Below are 12,593 nucleotides of genomic sequence, written 5' to 3' on the forward strand. Positions count from 1 at the left end.
CAGCCTCCGCCGGGCGGGAGAGGTGAGCCTGCGCCGGAGCACCGTCGACGCGACCGCCTGGACGGCGGTCTCGTTCGCCGTCGCGCTCGTCGTGCAGCTCGGGCAGTTCGCGCTCCTGGCGAGACTGCTGGACCCCTCCGAGATGGGGATCATCGCGATCGTCGCCCTGCTCAACGCGTTCGTCGACATCTTCCTCGGCATGGGGGTCGCCCAGGCGATCATCCAGCGCCGGCGGGCGACCAGCTTCGAGCTCTCGTCGGTCTTCTGGCTCAACCTCTCCGTCGGGCTCCTGGTCACCGTCGCCGTCCTCCTGGGCGCCGCACCGATCGCCTCCCTGCTCGGGTCCGCCGCCGCGGCGCCGGTCCTCAGCGTCGCCTCGCTCGTGTTCGTGGGCAGCGCAGCCGGGCAGGTGCCGAGAGCGGTGCTCGAGAAGGGGATCCGGTTCCGAGCGGTCGCCGTGTCCGAGACGACCGCTCTCGTCGGCGGCTTCGCCGTGACGGTCTGCCTCGCGGTCTCGGGCGCGGGGGCGCTCTCCTATGCGTGGGGGCTCGTCGCGACCGCGGCTCTGCGCTCCGTGCTCGCCCTCGTGCAGGCCCGCCGCTGGTTCCGGCTGCGGTTCCGGTTCCGGATCCGCGAGACCGCCCGCTTCCTCTCCTTCGGCGTCTTCCAGACCCTCGACGGCATCGTCAACTACCTGGGCTCGAACGCCGGCTCGCTCGCGATCGGCCGCCTGCTCGGACCGGCCCAGCTGGGCGGGTACACCCTGGGATACAACCTCGCCGTGAACCTCCCCGCGAGGGTCAACCCGATCGTGACGCGGGTGATGTTCCCGGTGTTCTCCTCGATCCAGCACGACCGTGAGCGCGTCGCGCGGAACCACCTCCGCGTCACCGCGGTGCTCAGCATGGCGAGCATCCCGCCGCTGATGCTGGTGGCGCTGCGCTCCGAGGAGATCGTGCGGCTGTTCTACGGACCCGGCTGGGGCTGGATCGCGGGCATGACGAGCGCACTGACGGTGGTGGGCGCGGTGCGGGCGATCGGCAATCCGGTCGGCTTCATCCTGATGGCGATGGACCGGGTGCGGTTCGGGCTGGTCGTGAACATCGTGAAGACCGCGATCACGGTCCCGATGATCGTCGGCGGGGGAGTGCTGTTCGGACTCGACGGCTTGATCGGCGGGCTGCTGCTCTCGAGCGCTCTCGGCTTCGCCGTCACCTGCGCCGTGCTGCGGGTGGTGCTCGGAGTGCGCCTCGGCGCGTTCCTGCGCGCGTGCGCCGCGGGGCCGCTGCTCGCCGCACCGATGGCGATCGTGCTGCTCCTGCTCCGCCTGCTCCCCGAGGGCGCGCCCCTGCGGCTGCTCCCGGTGGAGCTGGCGCTCGCGGGCCTCGTGCTGGGAGCGACCGCCCTCCTGGCGCCGGGCCGCGACATCGCCGAGGCGCGATCGCTCGTCCTGTCGCGACTGCCCGCCCGGCTCCGGCTCGGCTCCGCCGCCCCGGTCGAGGTCGCCGTGGTGCTGGCCGCCGAGGAGCGCTTCGACGGCAGCGGGGGAGCCGTGGCGACCTGGGTCCGCGAGACGGTGTCCCGGTCCTCGCTCCGGATCGCCGTGCACGCGCCGTGGTCGTCGGCGTCACCGGGCGTGGACGTCAGGCCCCATCGTCTGTACCGGCGGATCTACGCGGTTCAGCGGCGCGCGGCACTCCTCCTGGCGCATCGGCGCGACAGCGACCCGGGCGCCGAGCTGCGCCGGCTGTCCTTCGGCGGGCGCTTCTGGCTGCTGGTGCTCGCTCCGTCGCTGCGCCGTGTCCCGACGGTCTGGATCCACAACCGCCCCCGCTACGCCGTGCGCCTGCGCCGCCTGGGCTACCGGGGGCGGATCGTCGCACACCTGCACAACGACCTGCTCGATCACCTGCCACCCGATCCCGCCGCTGCCCGGCGCTACCTCGACGCGGTCGACGAGTGGATCTTCTGCAGCGAGTTCCTGCGCGCCCGGGCGGTCGACCGGTACGGCCTGATCGCCACAGCCGTCCTGTACAACGGGGTCGTCCCTCCGCCCGAGGTCCCGCCGGCGCCGCTCGGCGGTACTGCGGAGGCGGTCTTCGCCGGGAGGCTGGTGGCCGAGAAGGGAGCCCGCGAGGCCGTCGAGATCGTGAGGCGGATGCGGACCGAGCACGGCGCCGATCTGCGGCTGGTCATCGCCGGCGCATCGGGCCTCGGGGACGACGCGACGCCCACCCCGTACGTCCGAGCGCTCGACGAGGCTGTCGCCGCCCTGCCCGGCGTCGTGCGCCGGCTCCCGTTCCTCCGGCACGAGGACCTGCTGGAGCTGTTCGGCTCCTCGGCGCTCCTGCTCTACCCCTGCCGCTGGGACGAGCCGTTCGGGATGGTGGTGGTGGAGGCGCTCTCGCGGGGGATCCCCGTCGTGACGGTCGAGCGCGGAGGCCTCCCCGAGATCCTGCGCACCTCCGACGGAGTGGTCGACGGATCCGTCCTCGTCCCGCCGGGCACGGAGGAGGAGGTCGCGGACGCCGTCCTCGCGGAGCTCCCCGCCCTCATCGCCTCGCTGCGCGATCCCCGGCGACGCGCGGAGGTCGCTGCGGCGTCGCGGCGCCGAGCGGCGGACTTCGGCTGGCCGGGCATCGCCCGCCGCGCGGACGAGCTGCTGGCAGACCCCCGTGGCTGAGGCGCGGGGCCGCCGCGCGCACGCGGATCGACGTTCCGCGCCAAGCCCGTCGAGGCTCGTGCCGCGCGATTAGTGTCGGCGCGACATGCCACCTGCATCCCCTCTCCCGCCCGCGTCCGCCGACGCCACCGCCTCTCCCGTGCTGCTCGATCCGCCTCCCGCCCCGGACCGGCGCCCGCGGACGACCCTCCCGCCGCGAGAGGTCGGCCCGTCGTCCCGGAATCGGCGCGCCGCTCCTCCGCTCCGCCAGACGGAGGCCGCCACCAGCACCTCCGCGGAACGGCTCTGACATGGGCCGCCACGCCGACGACGCCCTCCTCCGCCGCCCGACCGCCTCTCGTCCCTCCGTCATCGCCGCGACCCGCGTCACCGACGCTCCGGAGACCCGCGGGCGGCCGTCGCGCGCGCCGGCGGATCCCGCTCAGCGGCGGCACGAGCGGATCGTCCTCGTCTTCCTTGCGGTGCTCCTGGCGCTGAGCGTCGTGCAGCTCTACACCCTGGGCCCCGTCACCGCTCCGGTCGCCTGGAGCCTGCTCTTCCTCCCGTACTCCGTGGCGCGGCTGCGCGGCGGGCGGATCGACCGGTTCGTGGTCGTGGTCCTCCTCGTGATCGCCGGCACCCTCTTCGCGCTCACCTACTCCGGAGCACGCGCGGCCGCGCTGCGCGACGTGGTCTCCGTCGTCTCCTTCCTCACTCCGTACCTGGCCGTCCGCGGGCTCGGCGACGGCGCCTGGCGTGTCGTCGGCCGCGCCCTCAACTGGGCGGCGCCCGTGTTCCTCCTCCAGGTGACGCTCACGATCCTCTTCCAGCTCGATCCCGTGCAGGAGACCGCCTACCTCCGGTGGCCGGAAGCGGTGCTGTTCTCCGACATCTACGTGCGGGACATCTTCACGACGTCCTTCAACAACGTCCTGCAGGAGAAGTCGGGAGGGTTCTTCCTCAACGGCAACATCGCCTCGATGTACATGGCCACGACCGGCGCGCTGGCCTTCGCCGTCTGGAGACGGCAGCGGGGGAGTCTCCTCCTGCTCGTCGCCGTCGCCGGGCTGGTCGGCGCCCTCTTCACGCTGTCCAAGACCGCGATCGTCCTCGCGATCGTCCTGCCCCTGCTGGTCGCCGCGATCCGCGGACTCAAGGGACGCAGCCTCGGTCCGGTCGCCTGGATGATCACCATCCCCTCCGGGATCACGGCCGTATACGCCGTCGCCGTGTCCTTCCCGCAGCTGGCGGAGGCGGGCGTGCTCACGCTCGGGGCCCGCGGCGACTTCCTGCGCCTGGCTGCGAGTGCGTTCCCCGACAACTGGCTGCTGGGGCTGGGGTACGGCGGATGGCAGGAGCTGTGGCTGGCGCGCGGGTCGCAGTTCACCCAGCACAGCGAGCCGCGCCCGCCTCACAACCTCCTCGTCACCGCGTGGACCAACGGCGGGCTCCTGATCGCGCTCCCCGTCCTCGCGTTCCTCCTCCTCGCCACCATCGCCGTCGTGCGCCTGCTCCTCCGGGTCGCCCGGAACGAGGCCGTCGCCGTCGGGGCGCTCGCCGTCGCCGTCCTCTGGACGTTCCTGCACGGGATGGCCGACAACACCACCTGGTTCGGCGATCAGCACTCGCTCGCGACGCTCGCCGTCTCCGTGGCGCTCGTGGGCGTCCTGTCGGCGGAGGCGCCCGCCACGCCGGGCCGAGTGCCTCACGGAAGCGCTCCGGCGGCCTCGGCCGGCGCGGGTCGGGCGCCGCTGCGACGGCCGCCGAGCCCCGGCCTCGGGCGGCGCTGACGCGACCGCCGCGCCGCAGCCGGTCCGGACACGGACCGCGCCGGTATCATCGACCCGTTATGGCACGCATCTACGACTGCTCCGTCGACACGGACCTCCTGACCGGCACCCGTCTCGCGCGGACGGCCATCGGCCGCGGCGAGCTCGTGGTGATCCCCACCGACACCGTCTACGGCGTCGCGGCCAACGCGTTCGACGCCGCCGCGGTCCAGCGCCTGCTCGACGCGAAGGGACGGACGAGGCAGTCGCCGCCGCCCGTCCTGATCGGGGACGTGGCCGCCCTCGACGCCCTCGCCGAGAACGTGCCGGAGGCGGTGCGCGACCTCGCGCGCGAGTTCTGGCCCGGCGGGCTCACCATCGTCCTGCACGCCCAGCCCTCCCTGGTCTGGGACCTGGGCGAGACGCGCGGGACCGTGGCGCTGCGCATGCCGGACAACCCGGTGACGATCGAGCTCCTCGCCGAGACCGGTCCGCTGGCGGTTTCCTCCGCCAACCGCACGGGGCAGCCCTCGGCCACGACCGCACAGGAGGCGTTCGACCAGCTCGGCGACTCCGTCGACGTCTATCTCGACGCCGGCGCCGCCGGATCGCGCTACAGCGACCGCCCCGCGGGCGCCAGCGAGTCCTCGACGATCGTCGATGCGACAGCGCTGAGCTTCGAGGGCGGCACCCTGCGCATCCTGCGCCAGGGCGTCGTGTCGGCCGAGCGGATCCGCGAGGTCGTCGGCGACCTGCTGCCGGATCCGGACGCGCCCCGCGCCGAGACGTCGGAGCCCGACGCCTCCACGGTCGGCGCGGCGCAGGCCGGGGACCAGCAGGAGCCCGCCGAGACCGCGACCGGCAGCGACCCGTACGCCTTCGAGCGGACCCCGACAGCGCGCCCCGACTGGGCCTCCGGTGCCCGCCTGCAGGACGACTCCGCTCCCGTCGATTCCGCCGATGCGCCGGACACGGGTTCGTCGAGCACGAACGCGCCGACGCCCAACACCGGCACCGGCGCCGCCCGCACCGACTCCGCTCCGGGTGAGTAACCGGTGATCACCTTCGCCCTCGTCTCGCTCGCGGTCGCGCTCGTGACCGGAGCGCTGTCGTGGGTCATCTGGAAGCTGAGCCTGAAGTACCGGCTCTACCCGAAGATCCGCGTCAGGGACATGCACACGCGGCCGACCCCCCGCCTGGGCGGCATCGCGATGTTCCTCGGGATCCTCGTCGGCTTCGGCATCGCCTCCCAGCTGCCCTACTTCCGGCTGGTGTTCGCCAATCCCGAGCCGATTCTCGCGATCCTCGGCGCGAGCCTGCTCATCGTCCTCATCGGCGTCGCCGACGACATCTGGGACCTGGACTGGACCACGAAGCTGGCCGGTCAGCTGATCGCCGCCGGCCTGATCGCCTGGAAGGGCGTGCAGATCGTCTCCCTGCCGATCGGCGGCCTGACCGTCGGCTCGCCGTGGATGTCGCTGATCATCACCGTGCTCGCGATCGTCCTGGTCACCAACGCTCTCAACTTCATCGACGGCCTCGACGGCCTCGTGGCGGGCGTCGCCCTGATCGCCAACGGGGTCTTCTTCCTCTACAGCTACCTGCTGGTGCAGCAGACCTCGCCCACCGACTACTTCAACCTGGCCTCGCTCATCGCGGTCCTGCTCGTCGGCGCCTGCGCCGGATTCCTCCCCATCAACTGGCGTCCGGCGCGGATGTTCATGGGCGACAGCGGCGCACTGCTGATCGGGATGCTGATGGCCACCTCCGCGATCGCGGTCACCGGCCAGATCGACCCGGCCCAGCTCGCGGCGAAGGAGCTCCTGCCCGCGTTCATCCCGATCATCCTGCCGTTCGCGATCCTCGTGGTGCCGCTGATGGACTTCGGCCTCGCCGTGATCAGGCGCCTGCGCGCGGGCAAATCGCCGTTCAGCGCCGACCGGAAGCACCTGCACCACCGCCTGCTCGACATGGGGCACTCCCACCTGCACGCCGTGCTGATCTTCTACGCGTGGACCGCCGTCGTCGCCGTCAGCTGCCTGCTGATGTTCGTGGTCGACGTGCTGTGGGTCCCGCTCGTCTTCCTCGGAGTCGGTCTGCTGGTCTGCACCGTCGTCACGCTCGCCCCGCTCAGCCGCCGCAAGCGGCTCGAGGCGGCGGCGCAGTCCGCGGAGGCCTCACCCGTCCTCGACCCCCTCGACCGCGCGTCCTCGACGGAGCTGCTCCGTCCGCCGGCCGGACTCCCGATCGACCGGGACACGACAGCGCCGACCACGGCGCGGAAGGAAGCATCATGACCGGAGTCTCCCCGGCCACCCCCCGTCCGCAGCCCGCGTCCGTCCCCGTCCTGCGCCGCGCGCTGGTCGTGGGCGGCCTCTTCGTGCTCGCCCTGGCCGTTCTCGGCACCGTCGTCGGCGGGATCGCCGCCGGGGGAGAGGGCGCGATCGGAGCCCTCCTCGGCGCGATCGTCGGCGGCGTGATGGTGCTCCTCACCGCCGCGAGCATCCTCGTCGCCAACCGCCTCGACATCGGCGGATTCTTCGCCGTCGTCCTCGGCACGTGGCTCGCCAAGTTCGTGCTGTTCGTGATCGCCGCCCTGGTCCTGCGCGATCAGCCGTGGCTGAACAGCACCGCGATGTTCGTCACGATCATCGTCGCCGTCCTGGGGTCCCTGGTGATCGACGTCCTCGTCGTCTCGCGCTCGCGCATGCCGAACGTCAGCGACATCGCTCGATGAGGACGAGCCGAACGGTTCCTGAGAGGACCACGATTCGGCTCTCAGGCCGTTCTGTTGCTACAGTAGGGACGAATCCCGCAGGCGAACGTGTCCTCAGATCGTCTCATCGTTGATGGCGGTCGTCGAGCACGATCGCCGTCCGAGCGGAAAACCCCACCTTTCGTCGTCGCGAGAGCGTTGCGTCCGAATGATTCGATTCGGTCGGCTGCAACGTGCCACGCCCCGAATTCCAGGAGCTAGCGCTGTTTGCTAACGCTGTGACCCTGTTGGTCTCGTCCTCGACCGGTGAGAGTGACTTCCACACCCCGTCGATCTCCGAGTTCTTCCCGCCCGGTTTCCTCTTCGAGGGAACCCCTTTCGAGATCAACCGCGTCATGCTGGTCCGCTTCATCGCGGTCATCGCACTGATGCTGTTCTTCTGGCTCGGGACGCGCAAGCTGCGCCTCGTCCCCGGCCGCTTCCAGAACGTCGTCGAGCTCGCGTTCGACTTCGTCCGCGTCACCATCGCCAAGGACATCCTCGGCGAGAAGGACGCGCGCCGGTTCCTCCCGATCCTCGTGACGATCTTCTTCGCGATCATCTCGATGAACCTGACCGGCATCGTCCCGTTCCTGAACATCGCGGGGACCTCCGTGGTGGGCATGCCGCTCTTCCTCGGCCTGGTCGCCTACGTGACGTTCATCTACGCGGGCATCAAGGACCGGGGGATGGGCTTCTTCAAGAACGCCCTGTTCCCGCCCGGAGCGCCGTTCCTGATCTACTTCATCCTCACGCCGATCGAGCTGCTGCAGACGTTCATCATCCGTCCGCTCTCGCTCGCACTGCGGCTCGTGATGAACATGATCGTCGGCCACCTCCTGCTGGTGCTGTGCTTCTCGGCCACGCAGTTCTTCCTCTTCAGCTCCCAGATCGACCCGGGCTTCAAGCTCTTCGGCGTCGTGACCTTCGCCTTCGGCGGTGCGTTCACGCTCTTCGAGCTCCTCGTCGCCGTGCTGCAGGCCTACATCTTCACCCTCCTCGCTGCGGTCTACATCCAGTTGGCCGTCGCCGAGGAGCACTGACCCCACTACTCACGGGCTCCCGCCCGTTCTCACGATCACCCCACTGAAAGGACCCACTCGTGGACTCAGTCACCGTTCTCGCCGAACTCACCGGCAACATCGCGACGGTCGGTTACGGCCTCGCAGCGATCGGCCCCGGCATCGGTGTCGGCATCGTCGCGGGCAAGACCGTCGAGGCCATGGCGCGCCAGCCCGAGATGGCCGGCCGCCTCCAGACCACGATGTTCCTCGGCATCGCGTTCACCGAGGTGCTCGCGCTCATCGGCCTCGCCACCTACTTCATCTTCGCGGCGTAGTCGTGTTCAGCACCGCTGTGAACATCGCTGCGGAAGAAGGTGACGTCCCCGCGGTCATTCTGATCCCGGAGTTCTACGACTTCTTCTGGTCGGGGGTGATCTTCCTCATCCTGCTGTTCTTCTTCTGGAGGCTGGTCCTGCCGCGCCTGCAGAAGATGCTCGACGCGCGCTCCGCCGCGATCGAGGGGAACATCGCGAAGGCCGACGAGGCCCAGCGACAGGCCGAGGCCGCCCTCGAGAAGTACACCGCCCAGCTGGCCGAGGCCCGCGCCGAGGCCGGAGTGATCCGTGAGAAGGCGAACGCCGACGGCAACGCGATCGTGGCGGCGAAGAAGGAGCAGGCGCAGGTCGAGGCCGAGCGCATCCTCCACAACGCGCACGCTCAGATCGAGGCGGACCGTCAGGCCGCCGTGGTCTCGCTCCGCTCCGAAGTCGGAACCCTCGCCATCGACCTCGCCTCCGGCGTGATCGGCGAGAGCCTCAACGACGACGCGAAGGCGTCCGCGATCGTGGACCGCTTCCTCGCCGACCTCGAGGCCTCGGAGAAGGCGAACAACTGATGGGCAGCGCGTCCAGGCAGGCACTCGCATCGGCGAAGGCGGAGCTCTCCGCCCTCGCCGGTCAGGCGTCCCTCGACACGGCCCAGCAGCTCTTCGAGGCCGCACGGGTCATCGACGGCCAGGCGCAGCTGCGCGCGGCCCTCGCCGACCCGAGCGCCGACTCGAGCAGCAAGCAGGCTCTCGTCGCCCGCGTGTTCGGTCCCTTCGGCGAGCCGGCCAAGCGCCTGCTCACCGTGATCGTCGGCCACCGCTGGTCGAGCCCGAGCGACATGGTCGCCGGGGTCGAGGAGGTCGGGGTCCGCGCGATCGCGTCCTCCGCTCCGGAGGGCGTCAACCTCGAGAAGGAGCTCCACTCCTTCGGCGAGGTCGTCGCCTCCGACGCCCAGCTCGAGCTCGCGCTCGGCAGCAAGCTCGCCGCCGCCGACTCGAAGGTCGCGCTCGTGCAGCGCCTCCTCGAGGGCAAGGCCGCGGCCGAGACGCTGGCGATCCTCCGGCAGCTGATCGCGCACCCGCGCGGTCGCCGCATCCCGGAGCTCGTCCGCTTCGCAGCAGGCGTGGTCGCCGACCAGGGCGGGTTCATCCTCGCCACGGTCTCGGTCGCCGCACCGATCGCCCCCGAGCAGCTCGACCGGCTCCGCTCGGCGCTCACGCGCCAGTACAGCCGACCGGTCTCCGTCAACGTCGTGGTCGATCCCTCCCTCCTGGGCGGGATGCGCCTGCACGTCGGCGACGAGGTCATCGACGGAACCGTCTCCGCACGGCTGTCCGACCTGAAGCTCCAGCTCGCGTCCTGACGGGCGCACGTATCCTCAGAGGGCACTGCCCTCGACCCCCGCACCATCCAGGTCAGGCCCCGACGACCTCTTCGGCTCGCACGGACCCAACGAATAGGAATTCCCATGGCAGATATCACCATCAGCCCGGATGAGATCCGCGACGCGCTGAAGGACTTCGTCTCGTCGTACGAGCCGGGCAAGGCCTCCACCACCGAGGTCGGCTACGTCATCGACGCCGCCGACGGCATCGCCCACGTCGAGGGCCTCCCCGGCGTCATGGCCAACGAGCTCATCCGCTTCTCCAACGGCGTCCTGGGCCTGGCCCAGAACCTCGACGAGAACGAGATCGGCGTCGTCGTCCTCGGCGAGTTCTCCGGCATCGAGGAGGGCATGGAGGTCACCCGCACCGGCGAGGTCCTCTCGGTCCCCGTCGGCGACGGCTACCTCGGGCGCGTCGTCGACCCGCTCGGCAACCCGATCGACGGACTCGGCGAGATCGCCTCCGAGGGCCGCCGCGCCCTCGAGCTCCAGGCTCCCGGCGTCATGTCGCGCAAGTCGGTCCACGAGCCGCTGCAGACCGGCATCAAGGCCATCGACGCGATGATCCCGGTCGGCCGCGGCCAGCGCCAGCTCATCATCGGGGACCGCCAGACCGGCAAGACGGCCATCGCGATCGACACGATCATCAACCAGAAGGCCAACTGGGAGTCGGGCGACACGAACAAGCAGGTCCGCTGCATCTACGTCGCGATCGGCCAGAAGGGCTCGACCATCGCCTCGGTGAAGGGCGCGCTCGAGGACGCCGGAGCGATGGAGTACACGACCATCGTCGCGTCCCCGGCCTCCGACCCCGCCGGCTTCAAGTACCTCGCCCCCTACACCGGCTCGGCCATCGGCCAGCACTGGATGTACGGCGGCAAGCACGTCCTGATCATCTTCGACGACCTGTCGAAGCAGGCCGAGGCCTACCGCGCCGTGTCGCTCCTCCTGCGCCGCCCGCCGGGACGCGAGGCGTACCCGGGTGACGTCTTCTACCTGCACTCCCGTCTGCTGGAGCGCTGCGCGAAGCTGTCCGACGAGCTCGGCGCCGGCTCGATGACCGGTCTCCCGATCATCGAGACCAAGGCCAACGACGTCTCGGCCTACATCCCGACCAACGTGATCTCGATCACCGACGGCCAGATCTTCCTCCAGTCCGACCTCTTCAACGCCAACCAGCGTCCCGCGGTCGACGTGGGCATCTCGGTCTCGCGGGTCGGCGGCGACGCGCAGGTCAAGTCGATCAAGAAGGTCTCCGGCACGCTGAAGCTCGAGCTGGCGCAGTACCGCTCGCTCGAGGCCTTCGCGATGTTCGCCTCCGACCTCGACGCCGCCTCGCGCCGTCAGCTCGCCCGCGGCGCCCGCCTGACCGAGCTGCTCAAGCAGCCGCAGTACTCGCCGTACCCCGTCGAGGAGCAGGTCGTCTCGATCTGGGCCGGAACGAACGGCAAGCTCGACGAGGTCCCGGTCCCCGACGTGCTGCGCTTCGAGCGCGAGCTCCTGGACTACCTGGGCCGCAACACCCAGGTGCTGAACACCCTCCGCGACACCAACGTGCTCTCCGACGACACCGTCGCCGAGCTCAACCGTGCCGTCGACGGCTTCAAGCTGGAGTTCCAGACCGGTGAGGGCAAGCCGCTCGCCTCGGTCGGGCGCGAGGAGCACCAGGCCATCGCGGCCGACGAGGTCGGCCAGGAGAAGATCGTCAAGGGCCGTCGCTGACCAGCGGCACCCCGACGATTCGCCACTTTTAGGACAACAGGAGACACATGGGAGCGCAACTCCGGGTCTACCGGTCGAAGATCCGCTCGGCCCAGACGACCAAGAAGATCACTCGGGCCATGGAGCTGATCTCGGCCTCGCGCATCCAGAAGGCGCAGAACCGCGTCGCTGCCGCGGCGCCTTACTCGAACGCGATCACGCGCGCCGTGTCCGCTGTCGCGACCTACTCGAACGTGGAGCACCCGCTCACGACCGAGCGCGAGAAGCTGGACACGGCCGCGATCGTGATCTTCACCTCCGACCGCGGCCTCGCCGGCGCGTTCTCCTCGAGCGTGCTCAAGGAGGCCGAGGAGCTGGCCGCGCTGCTGCGCAGCGAGGGCAAGGAGGTCGTCTTCTACCTGGTCGGCCGCAAGGCGAACGCGTACTTCTCGTTCCGGAAGCGGGCCAGCGTCCGCGTCTGGACAGGCGGCACCGACCAGCCCGTGTTCGAGACGGCGAAGGAGATCGCGGACGCGGTCGTCGAGTCGTACAACCTCGATGACGAGGAGGGCGGCGTGGACGAGATCCACCTCGTCTACAACCGCTTCGTCAGCATGGTCACCCAGCAGCCGACCGTCGTCCGGCTGCTGCCGCTCGAGGTCGTCGAGGGCGCCGAGGAGCAGAACAGCGAGCTGTACCCGCTCTACGAGTTCGAGCCCGACCCCGAGACGGTCCTCGACCGCCTCCTGCCCGTGTACGTCGAGAGCCGCATCTTCAACGCGATGCTGCAGTCGGCGGCCTCGGAGCACGCGGCACGCCAGAAGGCCATGAAGTCGGCGAGCGACAACGCGGACACGCTGATCAAGACCTACACGCGTCTCGCCAACAACGCCCGCCAGACCGAGATCACGCAGCAGATCGCCGAGATCGTCGGCGGCGCCGACGCCCTGTCCTCCTCCAAGTAAGAGGGCTCCGCTCCACACAGTTTCGAC

Annotated in this window: 11 protein-coding genes; all 11 read left to right on the forward strand. The window is 70.4% G+C overall.

Features of this window, described 5'->3' with window-relative positions; all coding sequences use genetic code 11:
• Positions 1-22: 22 nt before the first annotated feature.
• The 11 genes from C5B98_RS02795 to C5B98_RS02845 all read left to right on the forward strand — a co-directional run bounded on the left by C5B98_RS02795 (position 23) and on the right by C5B98_RS02845 (position 12,566).
• Entirely contained in the window at positions 23-2,683 is a 2,661-nt protein-coding gene (locus C5B98_RS02795) for an MOP flippase family protein (protein WP_104327272.1), read from the forward strand.
• Between the two features lie 290 nt (positions 2,684-2,973).
• Positions 2,974-4,452, forward strand: a complete 1,479-nt coding sequence (locus tag C5B98_RS02800) for an O-antigen ligase (protein ID WP_104327273.1) — start codon at positions 2,974-2,976, stop codon at positions 4,450-4,452.
• Positions 4,453-4,511: 59 nt separating this feature from the next.
• Positions 4,512-5,483, forward strand: coding sequence for an L-threonylcarbamoyladenylate synthase (locus C5B98_RS02805; protein WP_104323882.1), 972 nt, complete (start codon positions 4,512-4,514; stop codon positions 5,481-5,483).
• A 3-nt stretch (positions 5,484-5,486) separates the two neighbouring features.
• Positions 5,487-6,728, forward strand: coding sequence for an MraY family glycosyltransferase (locus C5B98_RS02810; protein ID WP_181065442.1), 1,242 nt, complete (start codon positions 5,487-5,489; stop codon positions 6,726-6,728).
• Positions 6,725-7,168 carry a hypothetical protein gene (locus C5B98_RS02815; protein WP_104327274.1) on the forward strand — a complete coding sequence of 148 codons (444 nt, stop codon included), beginning with the start codon at positions 6,725-6,727 and terminating at the stop codon, positions 7,166-7,168. Before C5B98_RS02810 ends, C5B98_RS02815 begins: the two co-directional genes overlap by 4 nt.
• A 257-nt stretch (positions 7,169-7,425) precedes the next feature.
• Positions 7,426-8,229 (forward strand): F0F1 ATP synthase subunit A, encoded by an 804-nt coding sequence (atpB, locus tag C5B98_RS02820; RefSeq protein ID WP_068254016.1) that lies wholly within the window; start codon positions 7,426-7,428, stop codon positions 8,227-8,229.
• Between the two features lie 59 nt (positions 8,230-8,288).
• Entirely contained in the window at positions 8,289-8,525 is a 237-nt protein-coding gene (locus C5B98_RS02825) for an ATP synthase F0 subunit C (protein ID WP_055794702.1), read from the forward strand.
• Between the two features lie 2 nt (positions 8,526-8,527).
• Positions 8,528-9,085: a F0F1 ATP synthase subunit B gene (locus C5B98_RS02830; RefSeq protein ID WP_244229449.1), complete on the forward strand. Its 558-nt coding sequence runs from the start codon at positions 8,528-8,530 to the stop codon at positions 9,083-9,085.
• On the forward strand, positions 9,085-9,879 hold the full coding sequence (locus tag C5B98_RS02835; RefSeq protein ID WP_104232703.1) for a F0F1 ATP synthase subunit delta: 795 nt from the start codon (positions 9,085-9,087) through the stop codon (positions 9,877-9,879). The genes C5B98_RS02830 and C5B98_RS02835 overlap by 1 nt, the downstream gene beginning before the upstream one ends.
• 105 nt (positions 9,880-9,984) lie before the next feature.
• A complete protein-coding gene (gene atpA, locus C5B98_RS02840) occupies positions 9,985-11,622 on the forward strand; it encodes a F0F1 ATP synthase subunit alpha (protein ID WP_104223023.1) in 1,638 nt (545 codons plus the stop codon).
• A gap of 47 nt (positions 11,623-11,669) precedes the next feature.
• Complete coding sequence (locus tag C5B98_RS02845) at positions 11,670-12,566, forward strand: F0F1 ATP synthase subunit gamma (RefSeq protein WP_104223024.1); 897 nt, start codon at positions 11,670-11,672, stop codon at positions 12,564-12,566.
• Positions 12,567-12,593: the final 27 nt, after the last annotated feature.

This window comes from Rathayibacter sp. AY1A5 (genome assembly GCF_002930875.1).
GTDB lineage: Bacteria > Actinomycetota > Actinomycetes > Actinomycetales > Microbacteriaceae > Rathayibacter.

Excerpts from the sequence above, each read along its gene's own strand:
- C5B98_RS02845 (WP_104223024.1), top strand. The coding sequence starts at position 11,670 with ATGGGAGCGCAACTCCGGGTCTACCGGTCGAAGATCCGCTCGGCCCAG.
- atpA (WP_104223023.1), top strand. The coding sequence starts at position 9,985 with ATGGCAGATATCACCATCAGCCCGGATGAGATCCGCGACGCGCTGAAG.
- C5B98_RS02815 (WP_104327274.1), top strand. The coding sequence starts at position 6,725 with ATGACCGGAGTCTCCCCGGCCACCCCCCGTCCGCAGCCCGCGTCCGTC.
- C5B98_RS02835 (WP_104232703.1), top strand. The coding sequence starts at position 9,085 with ATGGGCAGCGCGTCCAGGCAGGCACTCGCATCGGCGAAGGCGGAGCTC.
- C5B98_RS02805 (WP_104323882.1), top strand. The coding sequence starts at position 4,512 with ATGGCACGCATCTACGACTGCTCCGTCGACACGGACCTCCTGACCGGC.
- C5B98_RS02800 (WP_104327273.1), top strand. The coding sequence starts at position 2,974 with ATGGGCCGCCACGCCGACGACGCCCTCCTCCGCCGCCCGACCGCCTCT.